The organism is Sediminicoccus sp. BL-A-41-H5 (assembly GCF_050632405.1).
GTDB lineage: Bacteria > Pseudomonadota > Alphaproteobacteria > Acetobacterales > Acetobacteraceae > Roseococcus.
Map to the genome: position 1 here is coordinate 1106726 of NZ_CP192601.1, position 12817 is coordinate 1119542.

Consider the following 12817-nt stretch of genomic DNA (forward strand, 5'->3'; position numbering starts at 1 on the left):
ATGACACAAGGTCTCCCTCGCCGCGCCATGCTGGCCGGCGCCGCCGCCAGCCTCGCCGCCTGCGCGGCCCCCGGCCCCGATGGCACGGCGGATTTCACCCATCTCAACATCGCCGCCCGGCGTGACATCCCCTATGGCGATCATCCGTCGCAGCGGCTCGATGTCTACCCCGCCGCCCTGCCGCGCCTGGGCCCGGCACCCGCGCCGCGCCCCGCGCTCGTCTTCTTCCATGGCGGCTTCTGGCAATTCGGCAGCCGCTGCGAGGCGATGGTCGAGACGCTGTGCAGCCACCTCGCCGCGCGCGGCATCACCAGCATCGCCGCCGGCTATCGCCTCTACCCCGAGACCAACCATGCCGGCATCCTGGAGGATGCGGCGGGCGCCGTCGCCTGGGCCACGCGCCACGGGCATGAGCATGGGGCGGCACGGGGCGAGGTGGTGGCGGCCGGCTGGTCCGCCGGCGGCTGGATGGGCGCGATGCTCCAGGTGCGGCCGCAGCTCGTCCACCAGGCGCTGGGTGTCGCGGAGAGCGACCGCCACCCGCTCAGCGGCTTTGTCGGCGTCGCCGGTCCCTATGGGCATTGGCCCACGCGCTACCCGCTGCTCTTCAGCCTCTTCGAGGGCACGACGCGCGAAGAGCGCACGCCCAACGCCTTCGTCACCGCCAACCTGCCGCCGAGCCTGCTGGTGCAGGGCATGCTGGACGCCATCGTCTGGCCGCCCAACGCCATCCATTTCGCCGAAGACCTGCGCCAGGCCGGCAACCCGGCGCAACTCCGCCGCTACCCGCTGCGAGATCACATGACGGTCATGCCGGGCATGGGCATCCTGCCCGGCAGCCTCTCGCTGGTGGATGACATCGAGGGCTTCGTGAAGGGCCCGGTGACGCGCCGGGCCTGACCCCCGGCGGTTCGACAAAACGCGCCCGATGGCGCATCTTCCGGGACGAAACGACAGTGCGCCCCGAGGAGATTCGCCATGGACATGCCAACCCCCGTCGCGCCCATCGGCGCGGGGAATGCGCCGGGCCCCGGCGCGCTCTCCGGCCTGCGCGTGGTGGACCTCACCCGCGTGCTGGGCGGCCCCTATTGCACCATGATCCTGAGCGACCACGGCGCCGAGGTCATCAAGCTCGAACCGCCCCAGGGCGACGAGGTGCGCGACTGGGGCCCGCCCTTCAACGCGGATGGCGACGCCAGCTACTTCATCGGCGTGAACCGCAACAAGCGTTCGGTCGGCCTCGACCTCTCCAAGCCCGAGGGGCGCGAGGTGCTGCTGCGCCTGCTCGAGGGCGCGGACATCCTGGTCGAGAACTTCAAGCCGGGCAGCATGGAGAAATGGGGCCTGGGCTACGAGGAGGTGCTCTCCAAGCGCTTCCCGCGCCTGATCCATTGCCGCGTCTCGGGCTTCGGCGCGACCGGTCCGCTCGGCGGCTTCCCGGGCTATGACGCCATCCTCCAGGCGATGGTGGGCCTCATGTCCATCAACGGCACGGAGAATTCCGGCCCCACGCGCCTCGGCACGCCCATCGTGGACATCGCGACCGGCCTGTTCAGCGCCATCGCCATCCTGATGGCCGTCGTCGAGCGCGAGAAATCCGGCCGCGGCCAGTATTGCGACATGACGCTGCACGACTGCGGCATGGCGCTGCTGCACCCGCATGCCGCCAACTACTTCCTGAACGGCAAGCGGCCCGTCGCCACCGGCAACCCGCACCCGAACCTGGCACCCTATGCCAAGTTCACGACGAAGACCTGCGAGATCTTCGTGGGCTGCGGCAATGACCCGACCTTCCGCAAGTTCTGCGCCTTCCTCGGCCTCGATGGCCTCGGCACCGATCCGCGCTTCGCCACCAACGGCCAGCGCGTCATCAACAAGGCGGCCCTGACCGAGATCCTGAACGCGCGCTTCGCGGATGAGGACGGCCACGATCTCTGCCAGCGCATGCTGGCCGCGGGTCTGCCCGCCGGCCCCGTGCTCGGCGTGGATGAGGCGATGGCCGCCGCCCACACGGCGCATCGCCAGATGGTGACCGAGAAGGACGGCTTCGTCGGCCTCGGCACGCCCATCAAGCTCAGCCGCACGCCGGGCGGCACCCGCGCGCCCCCCCCCCGCTTCGGCCAGCACACGCAGGAGGTGCTGGCGCGCCTCGGCTTCTCGGCGGAGGAGATCGCGAAGCTGCATGACGCGGGCGTGCTGGTGGAGAAGCGCCGCAAGTGATGCTCGCCGAGATCAGGGAGGCCGACGCGCGCCCCGAGGTGGAGGCCATCTACGGCCAGTTGCGGCGGGCCTATGGCCTGCCGATGGTCAACCTGATCTGGCGGCATTTCGCGACGCTGCCGGGCGTGCTGCCCTGGGCCTGGGAGAGCATCGCGCCCGCAACCCCGCTGCTGCCGGCCGCCACGGCGCGGCTGATGGCGGCCCTCGAGCCGCTGCCGCGCCTGGCCATGGGGCCGGAAGCGGCGGCGATCGCGGCGCTCTACAACCGCGGCAACCTCAGCAACCTCATCCTGCTGACGGCGCTGCTGCGCGGCCCGGCTGGCCCTGCGCCGGCGCCGGTGCCCGCCGCCGCGCCCCCCGAGATGCTGCCCAAGCCCCCGCCACTGCCGCGCTTCGACGCCCTCTCGCCCGAGGCGCAGCGCGGCGTGCTGGCGCTCGCCCGGCTGCATGCCCATGCCGAGGGCATCATCCCGACCCTCTACCTGCATCTCGCGCATTGGCCGGCGCTGCTGACGCCGCTCTACATGGCGCTCTCGCCGCTCTTCGGCATGGGCAAGGTCGCGGCGCTGCGGCGGAAGGCCCTGGAGGCCGCGAGCCGGGAGGCCGATGCCATGCGGCCCTACCTGGCTTCCCCGCCCCCACCCCCGCCTGAGGCGCTGGAAGCGGCCCGCGCCGTGCTCACGCCCTTCACCGGCCAGGTGATCGCGGACATGGTGCCCATCGGGCTGATGCTGGGCCGGTAGCCAAAGCGGTGCGGCGCCTTCTGCTCCTCGTGGCGCTGATGGCCCCCGGCCCCGCCCTGGCGCAACCCAACCGCAACTGCGTGGGGCCCGCGGCCCTGCAGCTCCAGCCCATCGTGATCGTGCCCGAGGCGACGGGGTTCAGCTACCGGCTGATGGTCTACAATGCCGGCGCCAGGACGCGCAGCTTCTCCTACCATTTCCCGCTGCCGCTGCTGACGCCGCCGCCCGGCGCGGTCTATGCCTTCCAGATCCAGCAGCGCCAGACCCTGCGGATCGAGCTGGGCTTCACGCAGCAACGCGCCTCAGAGGCGGCGCTGCGCGACGCGCTCCGGATCACCTGCCACAACTGACCCAGGCGCGGGCGAATTCCTCCTGCGCGGGTGTCTCCACCGCGCGCGGGTCATGCTGGGCGCGCACCCAGGCCACCGGATCGCCCTCGACACCCGCCTCGGCGGCGAGGCAGGCCAGCACCGTGCCGGTGCGCCCGAGGCCGGCGCGGCAGCCCACATAGAACAGCCGTCCGGACTCCGCCGCCATGGCGGCGCGCAGCGCATCCAGGGTGGCGCGCAGGGCGGCCGGGTCGGGCAGGCCGTAATCCACGATGTCGAGGGTCAGGCTCGCGGCGTCCCGGTTCGGCGCCTCCGGGTCCAGGCATAGGCCGAAGGCGCCCTCGGGCAGGTTCCGGAAGGGGCCGGCCGCGACCTCGACGCCGAGGATCTTCAAGCGGCCGGCGCCTTGGCGGGCTCGGCCTCCGCGCTGTCGCGCATCGCCTCCGCCTCGCGCTTCAGCCGCGCGAAGGAGCGGGCGGAGAAATACAGCATGCCGAAATAGAGCAGGCCGCCCAACGAGAGCGCGGCCCAGGGCTCGGTCACAAGGAAGGCGATATAGCCGCCCGTGCCCAGCAGCAGCGGCAGCACCATGTTGGAGGGCACCTTGAAGTTCTTGAACGACCAGGAGGGCAGCGTGCTCACCATCAGCCCGCCCACCAGGAAGAGCATGACGGCGCTGAACACCGGGTGCCGCACTGCCTCGGCCATGCCGGTCCACCCCCACTCGGCGAAGCCAAGCGAGGCGAAGAGCGGCAGCAGGGCAAGCCCCGCACCTGCCGGTGCCGGCACACCGGTGAAGAAATTATAGGCGTAGGCCGGCTTCACGATGGGGATGGCGCCAGGCTCGGCGATGCTGGCCGCGTTGAAGCGGGCGAGGCGCAGCGCGCTGCACACCGCGAACATCATGCCGGGAATATAGCCGATCGGCCCCGCCTCGTTCAGCGCCCAGAGATAGAGGATCAGCCCGGGCGCCACGCCGAAGCAGAGAAAGTCGCTCAGGCTGTCGAATTCCGCCCCAAAGCGGGACGTGCCCTTCAGCAGCCGCGCAATGCGGCCATCGAGCCCGTCGATCACGCCGGCCGCCACGATAAAGGCCGCCGCCTGGGCAAAGCGCCCCTCCAGCCCGAAGCGGATGGCGACAAGGCCCGCGCAGAGCCCCATCATGGTCAGCAGGTTCGGGATGAGCCGGTTGAAGGACGGCCCGCGATAGCGCGGCCGGGCGCGGCTCTGGAAGCGCCCCAGCCGGCTGCGCAGCCCGGCGCGCGTCACGCCAGCTCCGCCAGGATGCTTTCGCCGCCGATCATGGTCTGGCCGACGAGGACGAGAGGCTTCACGCCGATGGGCAGATACACATCGGTGCGGCTGCCGAAGCGGATGATGCCGAAGCGCTCGCCCGCCATCAGCCGGTCCCCCTCATGCGCCGTGCAGACGATGCGCCGCGCGACCAGCCCCGCGATCTGCACGCAGGCGAGGTCCCGGCCGTCCGGCAGGTCGAAGCGGAGCGCATTGCGTTCATTCTCCTCCGAGGCCTTCTCCAGGCTCGCATCCATGAACTTCCCATGACGGTAGGAGATGCGGGAGATGCGGCCCTGCACCGGGCTGCGGTTCACATGCACATCCAGCACCGAGAGGAAGATGGCGACGCGCCAGCGCGGCGTATCGCCCATCTCGAGCTCGGCTGGCGGGATGGCGGGGCCGACCAGGACGACCCGGCCATCGGCCGGCGCGAGGACGAGGTCATGCCGCGCCGGCGGCACGCGCTTGGGGTCGCGGAAGAAATAGAGGCAGAAGAGCGTGAAGGCCGTGCCCAGCCAGAACAGCCAGGAGCCGAGCAGCAGCCCGCCCAGCAGGGCCACGCCCGCGCCGGCATAGATGAAGGGACGCCCGGCCGGGTGCGGCGGGGCGAGGACGAGGGAGAGGCTGTTCGCGAGAGACATCGCCCGGTTTATCCTCTCTTCACACTTTCGCGGCAAGTTGTGTGTCGCATGAAGACGCACCCCTCCCCCGCATCCGCCTCGCTGACGCTGGGCCCCTTCGCCGTCGCGGCGGATGGGACGCTGGCGCCACGCGCCCCCGGGCTCAGCCCGGCCATCCGCTTCGCCTGGCGCGGCCGCAAATGCGAGGCCCGACTGCAGGCGGATGCGCTGCGCCTCAGCGCCATCGCCGGGCGCATCCCCTCCACGGCCGAACCGGGGGCGGATCGCCATTTCACGGCCCGCGCCGTCGCCGCCCTGCCCGCCGAAATGCCGGAGGGGTGGGAACTGCGCCTGACGCCCGACCACCGCGTGACGCTGGAGCGGGAGGAGCCGCCCCGCACCACCGCCGTCTCCCTGCTGACCGAGATGGTGCGCTTCGCCCTCGCCCTCGATCCGCATCTGGAGCGGCTGGAGGGCGTGGGCGCGCGCTGAGCTGGAGCGTGATGGATCGCGGCGGCACCGCCGGGACGCATCATCATCCTCCCGGCCAGCCTCAGCGCAGCAGCGTCCAGACCTGCTCGGCCGTCAGCGGCATGCGGAGGCGGTCCGCCGCCGCCGGCCTGCCATGCCGCGCCAGCGCATCGGCCACCGCGTTCATCACGGCCGGCGTGGCCCCGATGGTGCCGAGCTCCCCCACGCCCTTCACGCCGAGCGGATTGGTCAGGCAGGGGATGCCGGTGTCGAGCTTCGTCGCGTAGTCGGCCACCATGTCGGCCCGCGGCAGGCAGTAATCCATGAAGCTCGCGGTCAGCGGCTGGCCGGTCTCGGCGTCGTAGATCACATGCTCGCACATGGCCTGGCCGATGCCCTGCAGCGCGCCGCCCACGACCTGCCCCTCCACGATCATCGGGTTCACCACACGGCCGGCATCATTCACCGAGGCATAGGAGGCGATAACCACCTCGCCCGTCTCCGGGATCAGTTCGATCTCGCAGATATGGCAGCCATTGGGCCAGGTGGGGCCGGAGACGCTGCTGGTGTGGTCGATGAAGATGCGCCCCTCGGGCTGGCGCGCGGCGAGGTCAAACAGGCCGATGGCGCGGTCGGTGCCGGCCACCGTGAAGGCGCCGGCGCGGTACTCGATATCGGCCGCGGCCGTCTCCAGCGCCTCGGCCGCCAGGTCCCGCGCCTCGTCCACCGTCTTGTCGGCGGCGAGCTTGACGGCCGAGCCCGCGGTGAAGAGCGAGCGTGACCCGGCCGAGCCGAAGCCGCTGCCGCGATCGCTGTCGCCGAAGACGACCTGAATCCGCTCCAGCTCCACGCCAAACACGTCCACCGCGAGTTGCGCGTAGCTGGTGGCGATGCCCTGCCCCATGCCCTGGGTGGTGGCGTAGATCTCGATGCCGCCATCGCCCTTGACCGCGATGGTGACACGCTCCTCGAAGACATTGCCGCCGGTCCATTCCAGGAAGGTGGCGATGCCGCGCCCGCGCAGGCGCCCGGCCGCCTTGGAGGCCGCCTCGCGCGCCGCGAAGCCCTTCCAGTCGGCGAGCGCGAGGCCCTGGTCGAGGATGCGCTCGAAGGACCCGCTGTCATAGGTCATCGCCATGGCGTTCTTGTAGGGCATGGCGCTGGGGGCGATCATGTTGCGGCGGCGGATTTCCGCGGGGTCCACGCCCATCTTGCGCGCCGCCGTGTCGAAGAGGCGCTCGATCAGGTAGATCGCCTCGGGCCGCCCGGCACCGCGGTAAGGGCCGGTGGGGGCGGTGTTGGTCAGCAGCGCCTGGAAGGTGAAGTCCACCAGCGTGATGTCGTAGATGCTGGTGGAGACCCAGGGGCCGACCAGAAGCTGGATGGCGACGCTCGCATTGCGCGGATAGGCGCCCATATCGGCCAGCGTCCGCACCCGCAGCGCCAGCACGCGGCCATTCGCATCCAGCGCCATCTCGGCGCGGCTTTCGGTGGCGCGGCCATGCAGGGCGGAGAGGAAATCCTCCATCCGCGTCGAGGCCCATTTCACCGGCCGGCCCAGCATCCGCGCGGCGAAGGCGACCACGCCCTCCTCCGGGTTCAGGCCGGTCTTCATGCCGAAGCCGCCGCCCACATCGCCCACCAGCACGCGCAGCCTGTCGGTCGGGATATCGAGCAGTTCCTTGCAGATCGCGTCGCGCACGCCGGAGGGCATCTGGCTGGAGAGGCGCAGCGTGATGCGCCCGCTCGCCGCGTCATACTCGCCCAGCGCCACGCGCGGCTCCATGGAGACGGGGGCGAGGCGCTGGTTCTCGATATCGAGGCCGACGACATGCGCCGCCTTCGCGAAGGCGGCCTCGGCGGCGGCGGCGTCGCCATAGCGGCTTTCGGCCACGATGTTCCCGGGGGCGCCATCCCAGACGATGGGCGCACCGGGGGCGGCGGCGCGGCCCGGGCCGATCACGGCCGGCAGTTCGGCATATTCGACCTCGATCGCCTCGGCGGCGTCACGCGCCTGGCCCAGCGTCTCGGCGATGATGGCGGCCACCGGCTCGCCCACGAAGCGGACCTCATCCACGGCGAGGCAATGGCGCGGAGGGGCGGTGAGCGCAGAGCCATCCGGCCGCTTGAAGGGCAGCGCCACATACATGGGCTTCACGCCGGCGGCGACGAGATCGGCGCCGGTCAGGATGGCGGCGACCCCCGGCAAGGCCCGCGCCACCTCGGTGTTGATGGACACCAGCTTCGCATGCGCGTGGGGCGAGCGCAGGAAGACCATCTGGGCCAGGCCCGCCGGCGCGAAATCATCGGTGAACTGCCCCTGCCCGGCCAGCAGCGCCCGATCCTCGATGCGGCGCACCGCCTGGCCACTGCCGAAGCGGCCGATCTGCGAGGTGTTTCCATCGGGCATGGTTGGGCTCCTGGGTTTGGGAAGGTCGGAGCCTAGCAGCCACGCGGGCCGGGTGACGAGGGGTTCAGCCGAGAGCCTGATTCAGAGTTCCGGCGATGCCGCCTTCACGCATCAGGCTCTATCCCAGCCGCGTCAGGCCCCAGGCCGCCGCCACCGGCAGCGCCGCCAGCAGCACGATGACGGCGCGAGCCCGCCAGCCCTTCAGGCGCCCGACCAGGCGCGGCCCCAGCAGCAGGGGTGCCAAGGGCGCCATCGCCGCCGCCCAATCCGCCGCCGCCCCGCGCGCCAGCAAGGGCCCGGCCAGCAGGGCCGCCAGCAGCATGGCGAAGGGCAGCCGCGCGGTCTCCACCATGACCCCACCCCCCGCCACCTGCTGACCGAAGGCGGCCGAGAGCAGGATCAGCCCCAGCATCACCCAGGGCCCCGGGATGCCGGACGCCAGCAGCCCCGCCAGCAACGCCAACGCCGCCAGCACGCCACGCCAGGGCGGCGCGGCCTCGATCTGCACCAGCGGCACCAGCAGCAGCAGCGCGAGGCCGGCCGGCGCCGCGCGCAGCAGATCGGCCTCGGTCAGCGGGCCGCCAGCCATCCACCATCCGGTGAACGCCGCCCCCAGCAGGCCGAGCAGCGCGGCCAGCCAGCCGCGCCGGCCCCAGGCCAGTGGCAGCGCCAACAGGGCGGCCACCAGGGCCAGGATGGGTAGCCGCTCGGGCAATTGCCGGGCCGAGGGCAGCATCACCCCCAGCAGCAGCACCACGCCGAGCGCCGCCGCCAGCGCCAGGGCGAGCCCCGCCGTCATCGGCCGGCCGCGCCAGCGCTGCAGCCCGGCCCAGGCCATCGCCAGCGCCAGCGCGGCCAGCGGGGCCGCGGCTTCGGTCATCGAATCGGGAAGCATGCGGCCAACTTGCCTCACTCCCCCCGTGGGAAGCTATGCTGCATCGCGAGACGCAAAGGATGCGAGATGAACGAGACCCGCGTGAAAGTCTGGGATGGCTGGGTGCGGCTGGTGCACTGGTCCATCGTCATCCTGATCCCGACATCCTACCTGACCGCCCGCGCGCACAAGATGGATCTGCACATGCTCAGCGGCTACACGCTGCTGACGCTGGTGATCTTCCGCATCCTCTGGGGCCTGGTCGGCTCCGAGCCCGCGCGCTTCATGACCTTCCTGCGCTCGCCCTTCGCGGCCATCGCCCATCTTGGGCATGTGAAGCGCGATCCCGGCCCGGACCGCGAGCTGACGCACAACCCGGCCGGCGGCTGGATGGTGGTGGTGATCCTCTCGCTGCTGCTGACCCAGGCCGTCACCGGCCTCTTCGTGGACGACCAGATCTTCACCCGCGGCCCGCTGGCCCAACAGGTGAGCGGCGCGACCAGCGACTGGGCGGGCTGGATCCATATCCGCCTGATCAACGTCATCGGCATCGTGATCTTTCTGCATATCGCGGCGGTCGTCTGGTACCGCGTGAGCCTGGGGCATGACCTGGTGCAGGCCATGATGATCGGCAGCAAGCCCATGCCCGAGGGCACCCGCGCCCCCAAGATGGGCCACCCGGTCCTCGCGCTGGTGCTGCTCGGCGCGAGTGCAGGCTTCGTGAACTGGATCTCTCGCTTCGGCTGAACCTCCCCGGTCTGGCCCCGGTCTTGCTCTGCGCCCCGCAGGCAACAACCGGGGTCTTTCCTGAATGTCATCGAATTCCTTCTCCCGTCGTGATCTTCTGGCCCTGACGGGTGCCGCATACGCAGTCACTTTGCCCTTTTCATGGGCGGAAATGGAGGCGCATGCCCAAACTGTGGGCGGTGAACGCGTCCTTCGCTACGGTATCTCCATGGCCGACATCCCCCAGACCACCGGCCAGCCCGACCGCGGCGCCGGCGCCTATCAGTTCACCGGCCACACGCTCTATGACCCCCTCGTGGCCTGGGAGATGGACGTCGCCGATCGCCCCGGGAAGCTTGTCCCCGGCCTCGCCACCTCCTGGGAGGCGCTGCCGTCCGACCGCACCAAATGGGTCTTCCGCCTGCGCCCGGGCGTCACCTTCCATGATGGCTCGCCCTTCAACGCCGATGCCGTGATCTGGAATTTCGAGAAGGTGCTGAACGCCCAGGCGCCGCATTTCGACAACCGCCAGGCCGCCCAGGTCCGCCCCCGCCTGCCCTCCGTCGCCAGCTATCGCAAGCTGGACGACATGACGGTGGAGGTCACCACCCGCACGGTGGACAGCTTCTTCCCCTACCAGATGCTCTGGTTCCTCATCTCCTCGCCGGCGCAGTACGAGCGCCTGGGCCGCAGCTGGGAGCGCTTCGCCAACGAGCCCTCCGGCACCGGCCCCTTCCGCCTCGCCCGCCTCGTCCCGCGCGAGCGCGCCGAGCTGGTCCGCAACCCCACCTACTGGAACCCGGCCCGCGCGCCCAAGCTCGATCGCATCATCCTCATCGTCGCGCCGGAGACGGTCACCCGCACCAACGCCATCCTGACCAACCAGGTGGACATCATCGAAAGCCCGGCGCCGGACCTGCTGCCCCGCCTGCGCCAGGCCGGCGCGCGCATCATCGAGAATGTGACGCCGCATGTCTGGAACTACCACCTCAGCCTCGCCGAGGGTTCGCCCTGGCGGGACCTGCGCCTGCGCCAGGCCGCCAACCTCGCCATCAACCGCGACGAAGTGGTGGCGCTGCTGGGCGGCCTCGCCAAGCCCGCGGTCGGCGTGGTGGACCCGACCTCGCCCTGGTTCGGCAATCCCACCTTCCGCATCCGCCATGATCCGGCCGAGGCGCGCCGCCTGCTGGCCGAGGCCGGCTTCTCGCCGCGCAACCCGCTGCGCACGCGCTTCATCGTGCCCTCGGGCGGCTCAGGCCAGATGCTCTCCATGCCGATGAACGAGTACATCCAGTCGGCCTGGCGCGAGGTGGGCATCCAGGTGGAGTTCCAGGTGGTGGAACTGGAGGTGCTCTACACCGCCTGGCGCCAGGGCGCGCTGGGCGAGATCAGCCGCGCCGGAAACATCACCGCGAACAACGTGGCCTATCTGACGAGCGACCCGCTCTACGCCTTCATCCGCTTCTTCCACTCGGACCAGATCGCTCCGCGCGGGGTGAATTACGGCCATTACCGCGATGCGGAGATGGACCAGATCCTGAACGCCGCGATGAACAGCTTCGACGAGCAGGAACAGAACCGCCTCATGCAGCGCGCGCATGAGAAGGCGGTGAACGAGGCGCTGTGGGTCTTCGTCGTGCACGACACCAACCCGAAGGCGGCCGGGCGGGCGGTGCGCGGCTATGTGCCGGCGCAGCACTGGTTCCAGGATCTGACGACTTTGTCCTGAACGGGAATGAGGGGGCTTTGCCCCCTCAAACTCCCCCAGCAGGGAACTCGTTCCCTGCACCCTGACTTGTCGGAGGTGCAGGAACCTGAGGTTCCTGCCGGGGAGTTTGAGGGGCGGAGCCCCTCAGTTGCTGCTGATGGCAGGGGCCAGGCCCACGCTCTTCGCCGCCGGATGCCCCGGATTGCGGAAGCGCAGCTCGCCCTCCGGCGCGCAATCGCCCAGCGCGAAGAATTCCTGCCGCGTCGTGCAGGTCACGGCCACCACCAGCTTCGCCTCGGGCTCCGTCAGGAAACGGCGGATCAGGCCCTCCAGCTCCAGCGTGTCGCGCAGGGCGTGCCATTCGGCGGCTTCAAGATCATCGAGGAACACGGCGACGATGCCCGGCCGCGTGCCGGTGAAGCGCGTGCTGGCCGCCGCCGAGACGCGACGCTTCACGGCCAGCGAGATCTCGTTCTCCCGCCCTGCCCGCGCCGCCATCACCATGACCGAACCGCTGCTCGGGTCGGCGGTCACGGCCAGATGCGCCTCCACGCCGAAGACCTCGCGCAGGCGCGCGGGCAGCGCCCGCTGCGGATCGCTCGCCGCCTGGGCGCCGGCGAGCACCAGCGGGTCGAGCTTCAGGATGGCATCCGCGCTGGAATCCTGCCGCTTCTCGGTGGCAAGCATGGTGGAAATCCGGCCATGCAGTTCGGAGAGCTGCGTCTGGTCCGTCACCCCCTCGGGCAGGGTCATCTTCAGGATGTAGCGGCCCGGATGGGCGGCGAGCCAGGTCTGCAGCTCGGGGTTCACCCGGTCCACCAGCTGGGCCCAGTCACCCTTGTGCAGGGGCCGGCCTTCCTCGGCCGAGACGGTTTCGCACACCACCTCGGCCTCGGCACCGTCGCGGCGGATCAGCAGGTCATGCGCGGTGCCGTGCAGCAGCCCGTCGAAGGAGACCTCGAAGCCGCGGGCGCGCAGCAGGGCGGCCGTGCGGACCAGGTGGAACAAGGGCACCAGCGTGGCATCGCCGGAAAGACCGTCACCCACCAGAGCCTTCAGCCGGGCGCGCGGACCGGCCGGCAGGGATTTCGCCACCTCCGCCGCCTCACGCGCGAAGGCCAGGACGCGGCGCTCGGCACGGCCGGCCTTGGCGAGCAGTTCCGGCTTGGAGAGCCGCGCCAGGATCAGTTCCAGCGCATGGCGCTGCTGCATCGCCCGGCTCGAGAGCGAGCCCGGCTGCAGCCGCGCGCCCAGATCCGCCATCCGTTTGCGCCAGGCCGCCCCGCCCGCGAGGGCGACGAAGGCCTGCACGGCGGCCGGGTCGGGCTTGGGCTCCGGGTGTGTCATGGGCTCTCGATGCGATCAGGGGTTGGGCCAACCATGCCCTGTTTGGAAGTTTTAGCGGTTTCGTTGCAGTTTC

General features: G+C 70.8%; 13 protein-coding genes. 7 read left to right on the plus strand and 6 right to left on the minus strand.

The window, feature by feature from the left end:
• The 4 genes from ACQ860_RS05555 (at position 1) to ACQ860_RS05570 (ending at position 3313) form a co-directional block, all read left to right on the plus strand.
• Positions 1–900, plus strand: a complete 900-nt coding sequence (locus ACQ860_RS05555; protein WP_431302417.1) for an alpha/beta hydrolase — start codon at positions 1–3, stop codon at positions 898–900.
• 78 nt (positions 901–978) lie between these two features.
• Positions 979–2220, plus strand: a complete 1242-nt coding sequence (locus ACQ860_RS05560) for a CaiB/BaiF CoA transferase family protein (protein WP_431302418.1) — start codon at positions 979–981, stop codon at positions 2218–2220.
• Positions 2220–2963, plus strand: coding sequence for a hypothetical protein (locus ACQ860_RS05565; RefSeq protein WP_431302419.1), 744 nt, complete (start codon positions 2220–2222; stop codon positions 2961–2963). The genes ACQ860_RS05560 and ACQ860_RS05565 overlap by 1 nt, the downstream gene beginning before the upstream one ends.
• An 8-nt stretch (positions 2964–2971) precedes the next feature.
• Positions 2972–3313 carry a hypothetical protein gene (locus ACQ860_RS05570; RefSeq protein WP_431302420.1) on the plus strand — a complete coding sequence of 114 codons (342 nt, stop codon included), beginning with the start codon at positions 2972–2974 and terminating at the stop codon, positions 3311–3313.
• On the opposite strand, the gene ACQ860_RS05575 is transcribed toward ACQ860_RS05570, so the two are convergent.
• From ACQ860_RS05575 to ACQ860_RS05585, 3 genes are read right to left on the minus strand one after another with little or no spacing between them, the layout of a single operon-like run.
• Positions 3297–3686, minus strand: coding sequence for a protein-tyrosine phosphatase family protein (locus tag ACQ860_RS05575; RefSeq protein ID WP_431302421.1), 390 nt, complete (start codon positions 3684–3686; stop codon positions 3297–3299). The two genes, ACQ860_RS05570 and ACQ860_RS05575, sit on opposite strands and share 17 nt — an antisense overlap.
• The gene (locus ACQ860_RS05580; protein WP_431302422.1) at positions 3683–4561 is read right to left on the minus strand and encodes a CDP-alcohol phosphatidyltransferase family protein; all 879 of its coding nucleotides are present in this window, start codon (positions 4559–4561) and stop codon (positions 3683–3685) included. Before ACQ860_RS05580 ends, ACQ860_RS05575 begins: the two co-directional genes overlap by 4 nt.
• Entirely contained in the window at positions 4558–5229 is a 672-nt protein-coding gene (locus tag ACQ860_RS05585; RefSeq protein WP_431302423.1) for a phosphatidylserine decarboxylase, read from the minus strand. Before ACQ860_RS05585 ends, ACQ860_RS05580 begins: the two co-directional genes overlap by 4 nt.
• A gap of 48 nt (positions 5230–5277) precedes the next feature.
• Between ACQ860_RS05585 and ACQ860_RS05590 the strand changes: the two genes are divergently transcribed.
• A complete protein-coding gene (locus ACQ860_RS05590) occupies positions 5278–5700 on the plus strand; it encodes a hypothetical protein (RefSeq protein ID WP_431302424.1) in 423 nt (140 codons plus the stop codon).
• Between the two features lie 61 nt (positions 5701–5761).
• Here the strand turns inward: ACQ860_RS05590 and ACQ860_RS05595 are convergent, their stop codons facing one another.
• Positions 5762–8089 (minus strand): xanthine dehydrogenase family protein molybdopterin-binding subunit, encoded by a 2328-nt coding sequence (locus ACQ860_RS05595; protein WP_431302425.1) that lies wholly within the window; start codon positions 8087–8089, stop codon positions 5762–5764.
• Between the two features lie 118 nt (positions 8090–8207).
• Positions 8208–8984 carry a hypothetical protein gene (locus ACQ860_RS05600; protein WP_431302426.1) on the minus strand — a complete coding sequence of 259 codons (777 nt, stop codon included), beginning with the start codon at positions 8982–8984 and terminating at the stop codon, positions 8208–8210.
• 66 nt (positions 8985–9050) lie between these two features.
• Here ACQ860_RS05600 and ACQ860_RS05605 point away from each other — a divergent pair, with 66 nt between their 5' ends.
• Complete coding sequence (locus ACQ860_RS05605; protein ID WP_431302427.1) at positions 9051–9710, plus strand: cytochrome b/b6 domain-containing protein; 660 nt, start codon at positions 9051–9053, stop codon at positions 9708–9710.
• Positions 9711–9918: 208 nt separating this feature from the next.
• Positions 9919–11418 carry an ABC transporter substrate-binding protein gene (locus ACQ860_RS05610; RefSeq protein WP_431302428.1) on the plus strand — a complete coding sequence of 500 codons (1500 nt, stop codon included), beginning with the start codon at positions 9919–9921 and terminating at the stop codon, positions 11416–11418.
• 123 nt (positions 11419–11541) lie between these two features.
• Here the strand turns inward: ACQ860_RS05610 and ACQ860_RS05615 are convergent, their stop codons facing one another.
• A complete protein-coding gene (locus ACQ860_RS05615) occupies positions 11542–12744 on the minus strand; it encodes a hypothetical protein (protein ID WP_431302429.1) in 1203 nt (400 codons plus the stop codon).
• Positions 12745–12817: the final 73 nt, after the last annotated feature.

Bases quoted from the DNA above. Each gene is read 5' to 3' on its own strand.
- ACQ860_RS05555 (WP_431302417.1), top strand. From the start codon at position 1: ATGACACAAGGTCTCCCTCGCCGCGCCATGCTGGCCGGCGCCGCCGCC.
- ACQ860_RS05560 (WP_431302418.1), top strand. From the start codon at position 979: ATGGACATGCCAACCCCCGTCGCGCCCATCGGCGCGGGGAATGCGCCG.
- ACQ860_RS05565 (WP_431302419.1), top strand. From the start codon at position 2,220: ATGCTCGCCGAGATCAGGGAGGCCGACGCGCGCCCCGAGGTGGAGGCC.
- ACQ860_RS05585 (WP_431302423.1), bottom strand. From the start codon at position 5,229: ATGTCTCTCGCGAACAGCCTCTCCCTCGTCCTCGCCCCGCCGCACCCG.
- ACQ860_RS05590 (WP_431302424.1), top strand. From the start codon at position 5,278: ATGAAGACGCACCCCTCCCCCGCATCCGCCTCGCTGACGCTGGGCCCC.
- ACQ860_RS05595 (WP_431302425.1), bottom strand. From the start codon at position 8,089: ATGCCCGATGGAAACACCTCGCAGATCGGCCGCTTCGGCAGTGGCCAG.
- ACQ860_RS05600 (WP_431302426.1), bottom strand. From the start codon at position 8,984: ATGCTTCCCGATTCGATGACCGAAGCCGCGGCCCCGCTGGCCGCGCTG.
- ACQ860_RS05605 (WP_431302427.1), top strand. From the start codon at position 9,051: ATGAACGAGACCCGCGTGAAAGTCTGGGATGGCTGGGTGCGGCTGGTG.
- ACQ860_RS05610 (WP_431302428.1), top strand. From the start codon at position 9,919: ATGGCCGACATCCCCCAGACCACCGGCCAGCCCGACCGCGGCGCCGGC.
- ACQ860_RS05615 (WP_431302429.1), bottom strand. From the start codon at position 12,744: ATGACACACCCGGAGCCCAAGCCCGACCCGGCCGCCGTGCAGGCCTTC.